Below are 16991 nucleotides of genomic sequence, written 5' to 3'. Positions count from 1 at the left end.
TCGCAACGCGCGATTGAGCGATTGCGTGTTATCGGCAGAGGCTGCAATGAACGCAGCGATTTCCGCGCCGAGGCGGGCGGCCCCTCGGGACGTGTCCGCGATTCGCGCGTTGACGCGAGCGGCGCATGCGAAACGGGTGCCGCTCGTCGGCCGTGAGTCTAAGCGGATGACGGCGGATCATGCCGAGGCGGTGGCGAATCCTCTCGTTCATTTGATGGAGGCCGGCGAAATTCCGGTCGCGCTGATCGAACTGGTGCTCAACGACGATCACGTGGCGATCGAGAACGTCGCGGTTCTGCCGGCGTATCAAGGGTGGGGCCTCGCTCGCCGATTGCCGGACTTCGCGCAACGGGGGGGGCGGCGTCGCGCGGCCGCGTGGAGATCCGCCGCTACACGAACACGTTGTTTGTCCGGAACGTCGAGATGTGCGGTCGGCCAGGTTGTGGGATCGATCGCGAAGAGGCGTTCAAAGGCGGACACCTCGTGCATTTCTCCAAGCGTTGCTGACGCGCGGCGCGCGGTCTGGCGGCGCTGCCTGCGCGAAATGGCGCACAGGCGCATCGTTTTGCCGCGCGGCTAGCGCGTCGCGATCGCGGCGGCGGCGCCCGCCATCGCGGCCGCGCTCGCTCGATTGGCGGCCTTCACTGCGCGACGGCTCGTCAGCAGCGCTCGGGCGCGCGCGGCGAGCAACGCCCATGTGCAGTCGATCGCGATCAATACGACCAGCAGCGTCAGCGTCAACTCGAACCATGCGACGGCGCCGACGTGCGACAGATCGACCATCGTCGGCAGTAATGCGACGTAGAAGATCATGATTTTCGGGTTCCCTAGCGTAACCGCGAGACCGGCCAGGAACATGCGCAACGGCGATTGTCCGCTCGGAAGCGTGCCGGATTGTACGTCGGAGGGCGCGAACCACATCTTCCACGCGAGAAACAGCAGGTAGGCGATGCCGACGAACTTCAGCACGAGAAAGCCGACCGCGAACGTGCGCGCGACCACGGCGAGCCCCGCGACCGCGCACGTGAGCCAGATCACTTCGCCAAGCCACATCGCCGCGAGAAACGGCAGGACATCACGCATGCCGTTCGTCAGTACGCGGGCGACCAATGCGGCGATGCTCGGGCCCGGCGAGCCGGCGGCGATCAGGAGTGCGGCGGCGAAGACGGCCAGGCTGGAAAGCGGCATGTCGAATCTCCCGGTGCGATGCACGATGGCAAACGACGCGAAGAATTCATTATAGTGGCGGCGACTCGCATCCAACCGACCGATTGGCCATTCGACTGTGACCGAATCCGACTCCACCGCGCAACGAACCCCGATCCGCATCCGTGCCGCGCGCATCGATGAAGCGCCGCTGATGGCCGACATCGAAGCCGCCGCCGCGCGCCGTTTCGGCGATGTCGGCATGCCGCACATCGCGTCAAGCCCGCCGACCGACCTGGCCGATCTGCGCGCGCGGATCGACGGCGATCGCGCGCTCGTCGCCGTCGATGACGCCTGCGGACGCATCGTCGGCTTTGCGATGTACAGAATGCTCGACGCGTCGCGTCTCTATCTCGAGGAACTGGACGTTGCGCCCGAGCATGCGGGGCGGCGAATCGGCTCCGCGCTGATCGAGGCCGTCGCGGCGCGCGCGCCCGGCGCGGGCGTGCGGCAGATCGTGCTGTCGACGTTCCGGCACGTGCCGTGGAACGCGCCGTATTACCGCCGCCTCGGCTTCGTCGATCTCGACGACGACATGCTCGATCCCGTGCTGGCGGCGATACGCGCGGCGCACGTCGCGCACGGGCTCGACGAATCGCAGCGCGTGTTCATGAGCCGCCCCGTCGGCGAGTAGCGCCGGCATCGGCGCTGGAATTCGACGAACGGTACACCGACCATGCTCGACCGCCGACCGCCGACCGCCGACCGCCGACCGCCGACCGCCGACCGCCGACCGCCGACCGCCGACCGCCGACCGCCGACCGCCGACCACCGACCACCGACCACCGACCACCGACCACCGAACACCGACCACCGAACACCGAACACCGAACACCGGCCGCCACGCCGAATTCCGAAAACCGGAAGAGCCGACGCTCAACCACCCGCGATCGGCCCGCCCCGGTCCACAAACGTCCTCACGCCGCGCTTTCGAGCGTCGGGTAATCCGTATACCCCGTTTCGCCTTCCGAATAGAACGTCGCGGAATTCGGCTGATTGAGCGGCGCATTCAGCTCGAATCGACGCGGCAGGTCCGGATTCGCGATGAAGAGCTGGCCCCACGCGACCGCGTCCGCCTGCCCGGCTTCGAGCGCCGCTTGCGCGCTTTCGAGCGTGAATTTCTCGTTCGAGATGAACGGGCCGCCGAACGCTTCCTTCAATTGCGGGCCGATGGCGTCGCCGCCGAGCGATTCGCGCGCGAACAGGAATGCGATGTTGCGTCGGCCGAGTTCGCGCGCGACGTAGCCGAACGTCGCGGCCGGGTTCGAATCGCCCATCGTGTGCGAATCGCCGCGCGGCGCGAGGTGCACGCCGACGCGCGCCGCGCCCCAGACGTCGATCGCCGCGTCGACCACCTCGAGCAAGAGGCGCGCGCGATTCTCGATCGAGCCGCCGTACGCGTCGGTGCGGCGGTTCGAGCCGTCCTGCAGGAACTGATCGAGCAGATAGCCGTTCGCGCCGTGCACCTCGACGCCGTCGAAGCCGGCCGCGCGCGCGTTCTCCGCGCCGCGGCGGAATGCGGCGACGACGCCCGGGATCTCGTCGAGCTCGATCGCGCGAGGCGTCACATAGGGCCGCTGCGGGCGCACGAGGCTCACGTGGCCGCCGGGCGCGATCGCGCTCGGCGCGACGGGCAGCGCGCCGTCGAGAAAGACCGGGTCGGATACGCGGCCGACGTGCCAGAGCTGCAGGAAGATACGGCCGCCGGCCGCATGAACGGCGTCCGTCACTTGCCGCCAGCCCTCGACCTGCTCGGGTGACCAGATGCCGGGCGTGTTCGCGTAGCCGACGCCCTGCGGCGTGACCGATGTCGCCTCGCTGATGATGAGCCCCGCGGACGCGCGCTCGGCGTAGTACCGCGCCATCAGCGCGTTGGGAACGCGCGAATCGCCGGCGCGGGCGCGAGTCAGCGGCGCCATGATGATGCGGTTCGGCAGCGTCAGGTCGCCGATGGTCAGCGGATCGAACAGAGAAGGCATGAGGGACCTCATCGAGTGTGGCTAAGCCCTTGCGGCGAACGGGCGGGTGTCAAAGGCCGCGATGCAGCGAATCGAGAAACGCTTGAATCACCGCGTCGTTGCGCTTGAAGAACGCCCATTGGCCGACGCGGGTCGACGTGACGAGCCCGGCGCGCTCGAGCGCGGCGAGATGCGCGGACACGGTCGATTGCGACAGTCCGCACAGCGCATCGATCTGGCCTGCGCAGACCCCGTGCGGAAACGGTCCTGCGTGCGAGGCCGGGAAGTGCTTGTCCGGCTCCTTGAGCCACGCGAGGATCGCGCGGCGCACGGGGCTCGCGAGCGCTTTGTGAATGGCGTCGGCGTCGAGATTCATCGGCAGGGCGGTGCAATCGTGCGGATCGTCGGTCCCCGAAGCTTAGATCGGTCAATGACGATATAGACAGCAACACTCTATTGACTAGGGGCGATTGATGTTCGCAATCGGCGCGATAGCGTCCGTGGTGCCCGCCTCGGCGGGAGGCGGGCGGACGATTGCCTGCGTTGCGCTTCCCGCAATCGCGCCCGCACCATCGCACGGCGATCCGCATCGCCGTATCGGTCGACGAACCGCTCCGACGAACTGCTCCGACGAACTGCTCCGACGAACCGCTGCGCCGGCCGCGAGTTCGCTTGCCGTTCATCGAACGCGCCGAATAGCCGCGCTCCTCGAGCGATCCGCGTCGCGGCCGGCATTCGCGCGCCCGCGAGACGCGCTCAATTCCATCGCCCTTCGATGTAGATCCAGGCGCCCGAGCGTTGCTGCCAATGGCCGGGCACCCAGCGGTGGCCGGGGCGCGCCGCGATCCAGCGGCCCGGAATCCATACATACCGGCCGCCGCGCCAGCCCCAATAGCCGCTCGTCCATACATAACCGCGCGGGCGCGGCGGCGCGGGGCGGCGCTCGTGCCGAAGCGGCGGCGGCGGACGGTCCGGGCGACCATGGTACGGCGGCCTGGCGGGCTGAGGCTGCATCGGCGGGCGGTAGTCGGGCGGCCGATAGCCGGGCGGCGACTGTGGCGATTGCGGCGGCCCGGGCGGCTGCTGGGCGGTTGCGGCGGTGCCGAATCCGAGGCCGCCGGCAAGTGCGATGCCGCCGAGCGAAAGCGTGTGGAGAAATTGACGTCGATTCATGGTTGCTCCATGGAGTGAACCGGAAGCGGCGCAAGCCGAAGCGCCGCCGCAGGTTCGACCCTAACGCGTTGCAAGCAGGCTATCGTTACGAACCCTGTAACGGCTGTTACGGCGCCCAACCGTGGTGCGGACTGGTGGAGCGAACGAGATCTATCGAAAGTATGCTGGCGATAGTCTTTCGTTTTGGCGACGCCGAGTGCGCTTAAATGAGTAAAAAATACCGAATCCGCCGGTTTTACTGGAAGGCGTTTGTTGTTTATACGCAACCGTCAAGACGCTGACACAGAGGAATGATCTTGGCGAGACCGCCAAAAAGGAGGTGTCAAGAGGTCAAAAACTTGCGACAAAACAAATACTTATAAGAGGTCGGCATTTCTATTATTTCTAGTTCTGGAAAAGCTTATTTCTTTATTCGCGAATGGCGCCCCTAGGGTACACCCCTAAACTCACGGTTCCCAGAACGGGCAACCATCCGGGCGCGGCCATGCAGGAAGTTTCGCAAGCCGATATGGCGCTTCCGGGCGGTTGCAGACCGTTTATCGAAACGAGGTCGCAAGGCCTACCTTTTTTAAAAGGGAGCTCCACGCATGAACAAGACTCTGATTGTTGCAGCAGTTGCTGCATCGTTCGCCACCGTCGCACACGCGCAAAGCAGCGTCACGCTGTACGGCGTGCTCGACGCAGGCATCACGTACCAAAGCAACGTCGCGACGCCGTCGGGCTCGGGCAAGTCGCTGTGGTCGGTCGGCTCGGGCGTCGATCAAAGCCGTTTCGGTCTGCGCGGCTCGGAAGACCTGGGTGGCGGCCTGAAGGCAATCTTCACGTTGGAAAGCGGCTTCAACATCGGTAACGGCCGCTTCAACAACGGTGGCGGCATGTTCAACCGTCAAGCGTTCGTCGGCCTGTCGAGCAACTACGGCACCGTCACGCTGGGCCGTCAGTACGACGCAACCCAAGACTACCTGTCGCCGCTGTCGGCAACGGGCACCTGGGGCGGCACGTACTTCGCTCACCCGCTCAACAACGACCGCCTGAACACGAACGGCGACGTCGCGGTGAACAACACGGTCAAGTTCACGAGCGCGAACTACGCCGGCCTGCAATTCGGCGGCACGTACTCGTTCTCGAACAACTCGCAATTCGCGAACAACCGTGCATACAGCGCGGGCGCTTCGTACCAGTTCCAAGGCCTGAAGGTCGGTGCTGCGTACTCGCAAGCTAACAACGCTGGCGCGAACACCACGGGCGCAACGGATCCGTTGACCGGCTTCAACATCGGCGGCACGAACGCGGCGAACATCCAAGGCCGTTCGCGCGTGTACGGCGCTGGCGCAAGCTACGCGTACGGCCCGCTGCAAGGCGGCGTGCTGTGGACGCAATCGCGCCTCGACAACCTGGCAAACGGCACGCCGACCATCCGTGCCGACAACTACGAAGCCAACGTGAAGTACAACCTGACGCCGGCACTGGGTCTGGGCGTTGCTTACACGTACACGAACGCGAAGGCAAACGGCGAAAGCCAGCACTGGAACCAAGTTGGCGTCCAGGCCGACTACGCTCTGTCGAAGCGCACCGACGTGTATGCACAAGCTGTGTACCAACGTTCGTCGAAGAACGCGAACGCGTCGATCTACAACGGCGACCTCAGCACGCCGTTCAGCACGTCGATCAACCAAACCGCGGCAACGGTTGGTCTGCGTCACCGCTTCTAAGCTTGACGGCTGGCTTGTCCAGTCTCGAAAAGGCGCCTTCGGGCGCCTTTTTTTATGCGCGACGCCGATGCGATGCGCGTCGAGGTGAAAGAAAAAAGCGAGGGTTGCACATGCATCCTCGCTTTTCTCTTGGTGGGTCGACGTCGACGGGCGGCGCGCCCGTTCTTCGGCATTCGTGCTGTGCGGCCGGCTGGCTAGCCGGCCGTGCTTGCCCGGCTACCGTGCCGCATCCGGCGATTCGCCGCCGTTCAGTAGGTGTAATCGCCGCTCGCTTCCGGCTGGTACACGATCTCGGCGATTTTCAGCGTCGCGTCCGCGCCGCCCGGCAGCGTGACTTTCACTTTTTCGCCGCAGCGTGCGCCGAGCAGCGCCATGCCGACCGGAGAAAACACGTTCAGCCGGCCCTGTTCGAAGTTGACCGCATCCGGATAGACGATGGTCCAGGTCATGTCCTGGCCGGCCGTTTCGTCGATCAGCTTGATCTGCGAGTTCATCGTGACGACGTTTGCCCGAATCTTGTCGGGCTCGACGATATCCGCACGCTCTAGCAGCGTGTCGAGCATTTCCTGGTAGCGAGGGTTGCGTTCCGCGTGCTTTTCGAGGCGCGCGACGTCGAGTTCGGTGAGCTGATAAATCCTGTTCTTCATGACAGTCTCCAAATGATCGGCTTGGGTGGCGTGGCCAACCTGCGGGATCGCCCGGAGCCTGGCTGACGCGGCTCCGGGATGGAGGCTGCTGTCAGGTCAAGCGCCGGGCCGCGGCGAGCGGCGCTGCAAGCGTGCTTCGAAGGAGGGGAGGCGTCGCGACGGCGACCACGGCCGCGCGCGCACCGCGCGGGCGGTGCGCAATATTGGCGTGGAAGGTCTGCGTGCGCATGATCGAGGCAATGAAACGAAAGACGAAAGACGGGACAAACTTTACAAATATACAACAAAACGACGAACCGGACAGCAGGCGAGCGAGCCTGTGGCGTCGCTTCCCATTGTTGCCGTCGTGATGCTTTTGACTGGCTTTCGGCTGCAATACAGCCTGAAATTATTGCTATTGATGCAACGCTGTATGTTTAAACTAGGGGTTTCCCCTTGTAATGCCGGTGACTAGACTGGAATCAATCGCTTCGGACAACGGTGCCTGGAGCGACGCCAATACAACATTCCGGAGGTCCATCATGAAATCGTTCGTCTATGCAGCCGTTGCCGCGTCGATGCTCGTCGCGCCGCTCGCTTCTTTCGCGCAAGCCGACCAGCAACAGCCGCTGACCCGCGAGCAAGTGAAGTCCGAGCTCGTCCAGCTCGAGCAGAACGGCTACAAGCCCGAATCCGGCGAGACCCAGTATCCGGCGAATGTCCAGGCTGCTTCGCAACGCATGCGCCCCGCGCAGCAAACGCTCACGCACGCCGACACGAGCGGCTATGGCGTGCAGCCGGCCGGCGCATCGGAATCCGGCAGCCGCGCGAGCATGTCGCCGACTTCGCCTTCGTTTGGCCATTCGGTCTACTTCGGCAACTGACTGGATCGGCACGTCGTACTGAATGCACCCGGCAGCGCCGAGCGCCGCCGGCAACCCTGAAGAGGTCGATTCCATAAACCGCGAGCCCGTGCGATGCGCGAGGCTCGCGAGTGCAGAGCCGAACCTCCGTCGCCGCACTTCGGCGGCTTTGCCCAGACGCGATGCGTTTGGGCATTTTTTGATAGGCGCCGTGGCGCGTGTCTACTGCGGGTGCACGGCAGCCGGAATTCCGTGGATGTAATGCTCCAGCTGATCGATCGTAAACTGCTGATCGGCGATCACGTTTTTCACAAGGTCGCCGATCGACACGAGCCCGATGAGCCTGCCGTCGTCGAGCACGGGCAAGTGGCGCATCCGGTGTTCCGTCATCAGCGCCATGCACTCGTCGCTCGTCTGCGTCGGTTCGACGTAGCGCACCTTCGACGTCATGATTTCCTCGACGCGCGTCGCCTTCGACGAACGGTCGAGGAGCACCACCTTGCGCGCGTAGTCGCGTTCCGTCACGATGCCGGCAATGTCCGCGCCGTCCATCACGAGCAGCGCGCCGATGCTCTTTTCGGCCATCAGCTTGATCGCGTTGTAGACGGAATCGGACTTCTCGATCGTGTGAATCGTGCGTCCCGAATCAGGCTTGGACCTGAGAATCTGTGCGACGGTGAGGCTCATACGCTGTCTCCCTTGGCTGGGCGATTCACGGAAGGCGGCGCGCGGCCGCCGCGTCGGGTGAAGAATCCAGTATAGATCGGCGTCCGCGGGCGGGTGCGTTCAGTTCGCAGATTAGCGGTAAACTCCGTCCACTCGCCATCCAGAACATTCCTTAATTCTTTCGTTTGATGCATTCCATGAAGTCTTCGCATCCTGAATCGCCGCAGCCCGACGACGGCGCCGTGCCCGAGTGCGTGACGCTCGTCGCCACGGCGACGCTTCCCACCCGCTACGGCACCTTCACGTCGTATGCGTTTCGCGTCGCGGGCGGCGATGCCGAGCACCTCGCGCTGGTGATGGGCGATGTCGCCGAGCAGCCGTCGGTGCTGACGCGGCTTCATTCCGAATGCCTGACGGGCGACGTGTTCGGCTCGTATCGATGCGATTGCGGCGAGCAACTCGATCTCGCCTTGCGCTACATCGCGGCCGAGGGGCGCGGCGTGCTGCTGTATCTACGCGGACACGAAGGCCGCGGGATCGGCCTGAGCAACAAGATCCGCGCGTATGCGCTGCAGGAGCAGGGGCGCGACACCGTCGAGGCGAACCTCGACCTCGGCCTGCCGGACGATGCGCGCGAGTATGATTCCGCCGCCGCGATCCTGCGGATACTGAAGGTCACGTCGGTCCGACTGATGAGCAACAACCCGAAGAAGTTCGACACGCTCGTGCGGCACGGCATCCCGGTCTGCGAGCGTGTCGCGCTCGCGGTGCCGGTGCGCGAGGAGAACGAGCGCTATATTCGGACGAAGCAGCTCAAGTTCGGCCACTATTATTTCGACGAAAACGAGTAGAGCGCATTGCGCGGCGCGGCTTGCGCGCGCCGAAGCGCTGCTCGGCAATCGGTAGATCGAAGCGGCGGCGCATCTCGGCCGCGATCCACTCGCATGCTTGCCGCGCGCAATCGGTGAGCATTCTACGGTCCGCGTGGCCGTCGATGTCGTAGACGAAGCGCACGTCGACCTCGTCGCCCGTCAGGTGCCGCTCGAGCTCGTTCAGGTGCAGCCGCGGCGACAGGCCTTGCGCGAGCGCGCGTAATTCGTCGAAGTGGTATTCGAGCCAATCGGCGAAAAAGAGGGCGTCGCCGCGGTCCGCGAGCCGGAACGCCGCGCTGCGCGTCACGCGCATGCCGGCCCCGGCCGCTTGCGAGCCGCACGGTTCGTCGCGCGTCGACGCGTCGCGCCGGCGCGACGCCGCTGGCGCGTTGGCCGCCGACGGCGCTCGGCCGCCCGGTGCGCGTTGCGCGAGCGGCGCCCGCGCATGCCGGCAACGCGTGCGCAGCGCATGCCAGAGGAGCGCGTCGCCGTTCGCGGCCGACGGCTGCATCGTCAGGTCGTGCGCGCCGTCGTCGCACGAGTCGACTTCGCGGATCACGAGGCGCAGCGTGCAGAGCGGCTCGTCGTCGAGATACAGCGTCGCGGAGCGGGGCAGTCCGCAGACGGGCGGCATCGCGCCGCGCGCGCGAAAGACGAGCCCCTGCCTGCCGAGCCGCACGAGCGGCAGGCGCCCGGCGAACGACGGGAAGGCGACGGCGATGCGGGTTTCGCCGGCATCGAACGTGGGCAGCATCGCGCGAAATACCGATGAATGGTCCACGGTGTATATATCTCCTTGAATGGCGAACGGCACGGTTCCGAGGGCCGACAATCGCGCGCTCAGGCCGCTTCGGCGCGCGGCGCGCACAGCAGCGGATCGAGGCCGAGTGCGGCGAGCGTCTGTGCATCGAGATCGATCCAGCACGCGACCACCATGCGCCCGTCGATCTGTTGCGCGGGCCCGGCCCGGTGCGCGTGCACGCCAATCCGGCGGAACAGCCGCTCCATGCTGAGGAAGGTCACGCCGATCAACTGCTTCGCGCCGCGCCGCACCGCGCACTCGACGACGGCGGCGAGCATCGGCCGCACTGCCCACGCCGGATTGCCGCTTCCGGCCGGATCTTCCGCGTTCGCGGCGAAGCGCGACAGCTCCCAGACGGCCGCGGCCTGCGGCAGCGGCATGTCGTTCGCGACGAGGCTCGGGAACAGTTCCTGCAGAAGATACGGGCGGGTGGTCGGCAGCAGCCGCGCGCAACCGCAAATTTCGCCGTCGTCGTCGCGGGCGAACACGTAGACGGTGTCGTCACGGTCGTACTGGTCCCGCTCGAACCCTTCGCTTGCCGACGGTAGCTTCCAGCCGAGCTGCTCGACGAAAACGCGGTGCCGATAAAGGCCCAGATCAGCCGCCAAGTCGCTCGGCAGGCGCCCGTCGCCATGAACGAAAGTTCGCATGGTGTCGTCCTCGTGCGTGTACTTTGGAATGGGCGCATTACATCGCGCGCTCCGAGGACAAGTAACTGTTAACCCTTACAGGGTCGGGATGGCGAGGCGGGTGGGGGAGCTTTGGCGGATTTCGTCAGTGCCGGGTTGCAAAGATTGAATAATTTGCTTGTCAATCCGCAACGTTCGAGGAAAATTGGACAATATGCACTAATTGCACCAATGCGCATCATTGCAGAGTGGGGCCCGCGTGCGAAAAATCGCCGCGACGAAACATCGCGGCGGCGACTGCGGACGGCCAGTTCAACTGGGCGAGCCGGCGTGACAGCGCGGCCGACGTCGGGTCCATCCCGATGTCGAGACCGTTGCCGTCCACGCCCATCACGTTGCTGCGCACGTCGCCCCATGCTATGACGAATGCGCCCGTGGAGCCGTCGACGTACCAGTCCCAGCCGACGGTGACGTGCGCGGCGCACGTGCTCGACGGCCGCTCCCATTCGGTGTAGCCGGCGAGACGGGCGTCGATTTCGCTCGCGCGCAGCTCGACGAGCAATCCGGAATCGATTCCGGACGACACGTGCACGAGCTGCAGCTCCGCGAGCGCGTGCACGGGAAGGCGCACGTAGCCGTCGGTGGATGGGCCGCAAAAGCGGTGGAGCAATGGTGAATTCATGCCGCGGAATGTATCAGTCCGCGCGCGTGCTGAAACCTAGCAAGTATGACAGCGTGAAGCTGCTGGAGAACGAATGGAACTGCGCTGGCAAGATGCCTATCTTCAATTTAGCGCCGCGGAAAACGAGCAGCAGCTCTTTCAACAGATCGCCGCGTACTCGAAGCGGCTCGGCTTCGAATATTGCTGCTATGGCATACGCGTGCCGCTGCCGATCTCGAAGCCGGCGGTGGCGATCTTCGACACCTATCCGAACGGCTGGATGGAGCGCTATCAGGAGATGAACTACCTGGAGGTCGATCCGACCGTGCGCGACGGCGCGCTCTGCTCGAACATGATCGTCTGGCCCGAGGCGAGCAGCGTCGAGGAGACGACGCTATGGCGCGACGCGCGCGATCACGGGCTGGCCGTCGGCGTCGCGCAGTCGAGCTGGGCGCCGCGCGGGGTGTTCGGGCTCCTGACGATCGCGCGGCACACGGATCGCCTGACGCCCGCCGAGATCAATCAGTTGACGCTGCAGGCGAACTGGCTCGCGAACATGTCGCACTCGCTGATGAGCCGCTTCCTCGTGCCGAAGCTCGCGCCCGAATCGGGCGTGTCGCTCACGCATCGCGAGCGCGAAGTGCTGTGCTGGACGGGCGAGGGCAAGACGGCGTGCGAGATCGGCCAGATCCTCAACATCTCCGAGCGCACCGTGAACTTCCACGTGAACAACATCCTCGACAAGCTCGGCGCGACGAACAAGGTGCAGGCCGTCGTGAAGGCGATCGCGATGGGGCTCATCGAGGCGCCGTGAGCGGCGCGGGCGCGCCCGCGTCACTCCATCATCGGCTCGGCCTCCTTCGCCGTCCAGCTCACGCTCGAGATGCTCTTTTCCATGCTCATGCGGCTCGCGATCTGCTCGAGCTTCTGCTGATCCTTCGGGTGCAGCTTGAGCGTCGCCGTCACCTTGATGCGCTCGGGCGCGTCGGGCTCGCGCGGCACGTCCTCGCTCGTCAGGCTCTGGAACGACAGCGGCTTCGCATACATCGAATTCGACAGCAGCGTCCGGATGTGCACTTCGTCCGACGCGAGGCAGATCACGATGATCTGATATTCGCGCACGAGATCGGCGTTCGAGACGGGCGTCGCGTTGATCGCCTGGCTCACGCCGCGCAGCAGCGTGTTCGTCAGCAGTACGACGCCCGTGCCCGCGAGCGCGGGCATGTAGTGGCCGGCGCCGGACAGCACGCCGACCGCGGCCGAGCACCAGAGGGTCGCCGCGGTGTTGATGCCCTGGATTGAGCCTTTGTCGCGCATGATGACGCCGCCGCCGAGAAAGCCGACGCCGGACACGACGTAAGCGGCGATCTGCGTGACGCCGGGAATCCCGTTGCCCGTCAGCACGCCGAGCGTGACGAAGAGGCACGCGCCGCTCGCGACGAGCGTGATCGTGCGCAGGCCGGCCGTGCGCTGGCGGATTTGCCGCTCGAGGCCGATGGCGACCCCGCAGGCGAATGCGGTGAAGAGGCGAAGTGCGAATTCGAAAGTCATTGGTGTTCTGCCATGCCGAGTGCGCGGCGCGCGACGGAGCGCGGCGGCGCGAGCGTCCCGAGCGGGCGCGCATGCATCGTGCGCCGCACGCCACTTTAGCGCGCGAATCGATGCGTTTGTGTGAATCGGGAAATCGCACGCGTTCCGATGAACGCGCGCGGCGGCGACTGGGCCGGCAGGCGGGCGTTCAGGCGAAGCGGCGTGCGGACGTTGCGCTGCTACTGTCCACGACGGTTCCTGAAAGGATGGATGGCCGGCATTCTAGGCGGGACCCGTCGCGCGAGTCAACCCGCAAGAGCGGCTGCGCGGGCGCTCGGGTGGGCGACGTCCGGCGACATTCCGTGACGGCCGCGGCGATGCGCGAACGCGGGCGGGGTGCAGACGTTGCGGAGTGGATATCGTCGGGATTCCGCATGAATCGATCCGGCAGGCGACGGCGAGCGTGGGCGTTTGCCTCGACATTCGTCTCTTCTATGGTCCGTCGAATCGCGTTCTGCCTTCGGCGTTCAGCATTCGGCATTCGGCATTCGGCATTCGGCATTCGGCATTCGGCATTCGGCATTCGGCATCGACGGCGCGCACGCTTAGTTCCCGTCGTCGCGCACGAGACGCAATCGCGTGATTTCCGACGGCGCGCCGAGCCGCTTCGGCGGCCCCCAGTAGCCGGTGCCGCGGCTCGTATAGACCCACAGCCCGCCGAGCCGCGCGAGCCCCGCGGTAAACGGCTGCTGGAGGCGCACGAAGAAATTCCACGGGAAGAACTGGCCGCCGTGCGTGTGGCCCGACAATTGCAGCGTGAAGCCCGCATCGGCCGCCGCGGTCGCGCTGCGCGGCTGGTGCGCGAGCAGCACGCGGATGCGCACGTCGACGGGCGCGCCCGCGAGCGCCGCGTCCGGATCGCTGCGATGCGCGGGATCGAAGTGGCCCGCCGAGTAGTCGGTGACGCCCGCGATCACGAGCCTGCCGTCGCCGTGGTCGAGCGTGCGGTGCTCGTTGAGGAGCACGTCGAGGCCGATGCGACGGAACTCGGCGATCCATTCGTCGGCGCCCGAGTAGTACTCGTGATTGCCCGTCACGACGTACGCGCCGTGCCGCGCGCGCAGCCCGCCGAGCGGCGCCGCGTGGCCCGCGAGCTGCGCGACCGTGCCGTCGACGACGTCGCCCGTCACCGCGACGAGGTCCGGCTCGAGCCGGTTGACCGCGTCGACGATCGCCTCGACGTAGCCGCGCTTGATCGTCGGGCCGACGTGGATGTCGCTGATCTGCACGATCGTGAAGCCGTCGAGCGCGGCGGGCAGGTCGTCGATCGGCACGTCGACGTCGACGACGCGCGCGCGGCGTCGCGCATTGACGAAGCCGACGACGCTGACCGCGAGCGCCGCGAGCGGCACGCCGGCCGCCGTCTGCGTGCGCCAGTGCGCGAGCGACACCGCGCCGGGCGCGAGCGCGTCGATGGTGACGAGCGACGCGAGCAGCACGTCTCGCGCAAGCGTGAGCACGAGCAGCGACGAGAAGAAGCCCATCGCGACGAGCCCGACCCATGCGATGCGATCGCCGAGCGGCTGCCGCTCGAACACGCGCGAGAGCATCCCGAGCGGAATCAGGAAGCACGACGCGACGAGCCACAGCGCGCCCGCGTAGCGGGCGGCGGGCGACGCGAGGTCGGGAAGGAGGCGAAAGCCGACGTACACGTGCAGCAGCACGCCGATGATCGTGAGGCGCAGCAGAAACGATGAAACGCGTCGCATGGGCGGGAACGGGAGGAACTGGGGAGAAGGCGGCGCGCGCACGCGCCGCCCGTTGCACGATTATGCGATGCGCGCGATTTCGTCGAACGAGAAGCGGGGGCTGCGCGGGAACAGGCCGGCGGGGTCGCCGTAGCCGAGGTTCACGAGGAAGTTCGATTTGATCGACGTGCCGGCGAAGAACGCGGCGTCGACGGCCGCCTGATCGAAGCCGGACATCGGGCCCGCGTCGAGGCCGAGCGCGCGCGCGGCGACGATCAGGTACGCGCCTTGCAACGACGAATTGCGGAACGCCGTGGCTTCGATCAGCGCGTCGTTGCCCGCGAACCAGCTGCGCGCGTCCGCGTGCGGAAAGAGTTTCGGCAGATGATCGTAGAACGCGAGATCCATCCCGACGATCACCGTGACGGGCGCGGCCATCGTCTTCGCGCGATTGCCCTCGGACAGCGCGGGCTCGAGCTTCGCCTTCGCTTGCGGCGACTTCACGAACACGAAGCGCGCGGGGCTCGAGTTCGCCGACGTCGGGCCGTATTTGACGAGGTCGATCAGCTGGTGGAGCAGCGCGTCGTCGACGGGCCTCGGCTGCCACGCGTTGTGCGTGCGCGCGGTGCGGAAAATTTGATCGAGGGCGGAATCGGAAAGAGTCATGTCGAGATCCGGATGAGCGCGCAAACGGCTTTGCGTTTGCGCGGCTAGAATTTGAACAGGGCGGCGCGGCGCCGCACGATGCGATGCGCGCCATTCCGCGATGATAGCCGGATGCGGAGATTTTGACCGACGATGTTCGATTTGTTCGACGACCTGCCGAAACCCGATGTGGACTGGCATCCGGACTGGCTCGCGCCCGCCGACGCAGACCGTTTCCATGCGCGCCTCGTCGACGAGGTCGCGTGGCGGCAGGACACGATGCGCACGCCGCGCGGCCTGCTGCCGCTGCCGCGCCTGACCGCGTGGCAGGGCGAACCGCAGGCGATCTACGTGTACTCCGGTATCCGCAACGAACCGGCGCCCTGGACGCCCGCCGTGCTCGAGCTGAAGCGGATGGTCGAGGCGGCGAGCCGCGCGCGCTTCAACAGCGTGCTTTTGAACCGCTATCGCAACGGTTTCGACAGCATGGGCTGGCACGCGGACGACGAACCGGAGCTCGGCGCCGAGCCGGTGATCGCGTCGCTGAGCCTCGGCGCGACGCGCATTTTCGATTTGCGGCACAACGGGACGGGCGTTGCGCATGCATATCGTCTGACGAACGGCAGCCTGCTCGTGATGCGCGGACGTACCCAGCAGGAATGGCGGCACCGCGTGCCGAAGGAGCCCGCCGTGCAGGGCGAGCGGATCAACCTGACGTTTCGCTGGGTGAGCGCGCCGCCCGCCGCCGCGCGGCGCGTCCGGCCGCTGGCGGGCGGATGACGGCGGGCGCTGCCCGTGCGTCAAAACCGGGCAGCCTTCGCGTTATGATTCGGTTTCTTTCCGTCCACTGCAGCCGACATGGCCAAAACCACCACGACAGCCGCGGCGAAGCGTGCCGCCGACGCCGCAACGGGCAATCCGCGCCACGCCACGGCCGCTGCGGCCGCAGCGCCTGACGCGGCCGACGACGAAGCCGCGGGCGGCGCGTCGTCCTATCTCGTTCCGGGGCTCGAACGCGGGCTGCGCATCCTGGCCGAGTTTTCCGCGCGCGAGCCGGTGCTGAGCGCGCCGGAGCTGTCGAAGCGAATCGGCATTCCGCGCACGACGACGTTCCGTCTGCTGCAGACGCTCGAGGCGCTCGGCTTCATCGAGCGCGCGAACGGCGACCGTCATTTTCGGCTCGGCGTCGGCGTGCTGCGACTCGGCTTCGAATATCTGAACTCGCTCGAACTGACCGACCTCGGCACGCCGGTGCTCGAGCGCCTGCGCGATGCGACCGGCCTGTCGGCGCATCTGCTGATCCGCGACCGGCGCGACGTCGTGTTCGTCGCGAAGGCGCAGAGCAACGCGCCGATGTTCGGCTCGGTGAAGGTGCACGTCGGCACGCGGCTGCCCGCGCACGCGACCGTGCACGGCCATGTGCTGATGGGCGACCTGACGCGCGACGCGATGCGCCAGCTCTATCCGGAAAAGCGGCTCGAAGCGTTCACCGAGCATACGCCCGCGACCGTCGACGAGCTTTACGAGCGCGTGCGCCATTACGCGCGCCTCGGTTATGCGGTAAGCGAGGGCGCGTTCGAGAGCGGAATCTCGGCGGTGACGGCGCCCGTGCGCGATCACTCGGGCTCGATCGTCGCCGCGATCACGGCGACGGTGCCGCGCTCGGAGATCGGCTCGGCCGATGAAAAGGAGCGGCTCGTCGAAGTGGTGTGCGGCGCGGCCGTCGATCTGTCGCAGCGCCTGAACTATCGGCCGCTCGACAGCGATCCGACCGTCGCGCACGCGCGGCACAAGGTCGCGTTGTTCTGATCGCTTCGTTCGTCTCGGGCGGCGCGGGGCGCGTGGGATGTGCGGGCAGCGCGGGCGGCGCACGATGCGGCGCGAGGCGAATCGGGCTGCG

At 66.4% G+C, this 16991-nt stretch carries 20 protein-coding genes; 8 read left to right on the top strand and 12 right to left on the bottom strand.

Features of this window, described 5'->3' with window-relative positions; translation table 11 throughout:
* The first annotated feature begins 46 nt into the window (after positions 1–46).
* Positions 47–580 carry a GNAT family N-acetyltransferase gene (locus tag WT60_RS28195; RefSeq protein ID WP_145986890.1) on the top strand — a complete coding sequence of 178 codons (534 nt, stop codon included), beginning with the start codon at positions 47–49 and terminating at the stop codon, positions 578–580.
* Here the strand turns inward: WT60_RS28195 and WT60_RS28190 are convergent.
* A complete protein-coding gene (locus tag WT60_RS28190) occupies positions 577–1188 on the bottom strand; it encodes a LysE family translocator (protein WP_038744186.1) in 612 nt (203 codons plus the stop codon). The two genes, WT60_RS28195 and WT60_RS28190, sit on opposite strands and share 4 nt — an antisense overlap.
* Before the next feature lie 172 nt (positions 1189–1360).
* On the opposite strand from WT60_RS28190, the gene WT60_RS28185 reads away from it, so the two are divergent.
* Positions 1361–1840: a GNAT family N-acetyltransferase gene (locus WT60_RS28185; RefSeq protein WP_038744190.1), complete on the top strand. Its 480-nt coding sequence runs from the start codon at positions 1361–1363 to the stop codon at positions 1838–1840.
* A gap of 283 nt (positions 1841–2123) precedes the next feature.
* Here the strand turns inward: WT60_RS28185 and WT60_RS28175 are convergent, their stop codons facing one another.
* From WT60_RS28175 to WT60_RS28165, 3 genes are all read right to left on the bottom strand, one after another.
* The gene (locus WT60_RS28175; RefSeq protein WP_038744052.1) at positions 2124–3185 is read right to left on the bottom strand and encodes an alkene reductase; all 1062 of its coding nucleotides are present in this window, start codon (positions 3183–3185) and stop codon (positions 2124–2126) included.
* A 49-nt stretch (positions 3186–3234) separates the two neighbouring features.
* Positions 3235–3540: a helix-turn-helix transcriptional regulator gene (locus WT60_RS28170; protein ID WP_038744054.1), complete on the bottom strand. Its 306-nt coding sequence runs from the start codon at positions 3538–3540 to the stop codon at positions 3235–3237.
* A 380-nt stretch (positions 3541–3920) separates the two neighbouring features.
* Positions 3921–4337 (bottom strand): YXWGXW repeat-containing protein, encoded by a 417-nt coding sequence (locus WT60_RS28165; RefSeq protein ID WP_038744056.1) that lies wholly within the window; start codon positions 4335–4337, stop codon positions 3921–3923.
* Positions 4338–4924: 587 nt separating this feature from the next.
* Between WT60_RS28165 and omp38 the strand changes: the two genes are divergently transcribed.
* Entirely contained in the window at positions 4925–6049 is a 1125-nt protein-coding gene (gene omp38, locus WT60_RS28160) for a porin Omp38 (RefSeq protein ID WP_038744058.1), read from the top strand.
* Positions 6050–6297: 248 nt separating this feature from the next.
* On the opposite strand, the gene WT60_RS28155 is transcribed toward omp38, so the two are convergent.
* Positions 6298–6696: a GreA/GreB family elongation factor gene (locus WT60_RS28155; protein ID WP_038744060.1), complete on the bottom strand. Its 399-nt coding sequence runs from the start codon at positions 6694–6696 to the stop codon at positions 6298–6300.
* 521 nt (positions 6697–7217) lie between these two features.
* On the opposite strand from WT60_RS28155, the gene WT60_RS28145 reads away from it, so the two are divergent.
* On the top strand, positions 7218–7559 hold the full coding sequence (locus WT60_RS28145) for a DUF4148 domain-containing protein (RefSeq protein ID WP_038744062.1): 342 nt from the start codon (positions 7218–7220) through the stop codon (positions 7557–7559).
* A gap of 201 nt (positions 7560–7760) precedes the next feature.
* Here the strand turns inward: WT60_RS28145 and WT60_RS28140 are convergent, their stop codons facing one another.
* Positions 7761–8225, bottom strand: coding sequence for a CBS domain-containing protein (locus WT60_RS28140; RefSeq protein WP_038744064.1), 465 nt, complete (start codon positions 8223–8225; stop codon positions 7761–7763).
* 176 nt (positions 8226–8401) lie between these two features.
* On the opposite strand from WT60_RS28140, the gene ribA reads away from it, so the two are divergent.
* Positions 8402–9055, top strand: a complete 654-nt coding sequence (gene ribA, locus WT60_RS28135; protein ID WP_038744066.1) for a GTP cyclohydrolase II — start codon at positions 8402–8404, stop codon at positions 9053–9055.
* Here the strand turns inward: ribA and WT60_RS28130 are convergent.
* The 3 genes from WT60_RS28130 to WT60_RS28115 all read right to left on the bottom strand — a co-directional run bounded on the left by WT60_RS28130 (position 9018) and on the right by WT60_RS28115 (position 11189).
* Positions 9018–9830 (bottom strand): hydroxymethylglutaryl-CoA reductase, encoded by an 813-nt coding sequence (locus WT60_RS28130; protein WP_038744193.1) that lies wholly within the window; start codon positions 9828–9830, stop codon positions 9018–9020. The genes ribA and WT60_RS28130 overlap by 38 nt on opposite strands.
* Positions 9831–9916: 86 nt before the next feature.
* Positions 9917–10528, bottom strand: coding sequence for an N-acylhomoserine lactone synthase BspI1 (bspI1, locus tag WT60_RS28125; RefSeq protein WP_059582528.1), 612 nt, complete (start codon positions 10526–10528; stop codon positions 9917–9919).
* 217 nt (positions 10529–10745) lie between these two features.
* A complete protein-coding gene (locus WT60_RS28115; RefSeq protein ID WP_038744070.1) occupies positions 10746–11189 on the bottom strand; it encodes a DUF4902 domain-containing protein in 444 nt (147 codons plus the stop codon).
* A gap of 73 nt (positions 11190–11262) precedes the next feature.
* Between WT60_RS28115 and WT60_RS28110 the strand changes: the two genes are divergently transcribed.
* The gene (locus tag WT60_RS28110) at positions 11263–11982 is read left to right on the top strand and encodes an autoinducer binding domain-containing protein (protein ID WP_060356577.1); all 720 of its coding nucleotides are present in this window, start codon (positions 11263–11265) and stop codon (positions 11980–11982) included.
* Between the two features lie 20 nt (positions 11983–12002).
* Here the strand turns inward: WT60_RS28110 and WT60_RS28105 are convergent, their stop codons facing one another.
* From WT60_RS28105 to WT60_RS28085, 3 genes are all read right to left on the bottom strand, one after another.
* Positions 12003–12719, bottom strand: a complete 717-nt coding sequence (locus tag WT60_RS28105) for an MgtC/SapB family protein (RefSeq protein WP_038744074.1) — start codon at positions 12717–12719, stop codon at positions 12003–12005.
* A 584-nt stretch (positions 12720–13303) separates the two neighbouring features.
* The gene (locus WT60_RS28090; RefSeq protein ID WP_038744077.1) at positions 13304–14467 is read right to left on the bottom strand and encodes a metallophosphoesterase; all 1164 of its coding nucleotides are present in this window, start codon (positions 14465–14467) and stop codon (positions 13304–13306) included.
* A gap of 60 nt (positions 14468–14527) precedes the next feature.
* Positions 14528–15112 (bottom strand): malonic semialdehyde reductase, encoded by a 585-nt coding sequence (locus tag WT60_RS28085; RefSeq protein WP_038744198.1) that lies wholly within the window; start codon positions 15110–15112, stop codon positions 14528–14530.
* Between the two features lie 132 nt (positions 15113–15244).
* Here WT60_RS28085 and WT60_RS28080 point away from each other — a divergent pair, with 132 nt between their 5' ends.
* Both WT60_RS28080 and WT60_RS28075 read left to right on the top strand, forming a co-directional pair.
* On the top strand, positions 15245–15871 hold the full coding sequence (locus WT60_RS28080; protein WP_038744079.1) for an alpha-ketoglutarate-dependent dioxygenase AlkB: 627 nt from the start codon (positions 15245–15247) through the stop codon (positions 15869–15871).
* A gap of 78 nt (positions 15872–15949) precedes the next feature.
* Complete coding sequence (locus WT60_RS28075) at positions 15950–16900, top strand: IclR family transcriptional regulator (RefSeq protein WP_038744080.1); 951 nt, start codon at positions 15950–15952, stop codon at positions 16898–16900.
* Positions 16901–16991: the final 91 nt, after the last annotated feature.

Source organism: Burkholderia sp. MSMB617WGS (genome assembly GCF_001532025.2).
Lineage (GTDB): Bacteria > Pseudomonadota > Gammaproteobacteria > Burkholderiales > Burkholderiaceae > Burkholderia > Burkholderia savannae.
This window is presented reverse-complemented; position numbering and strand designations above follow the sequence as displayed.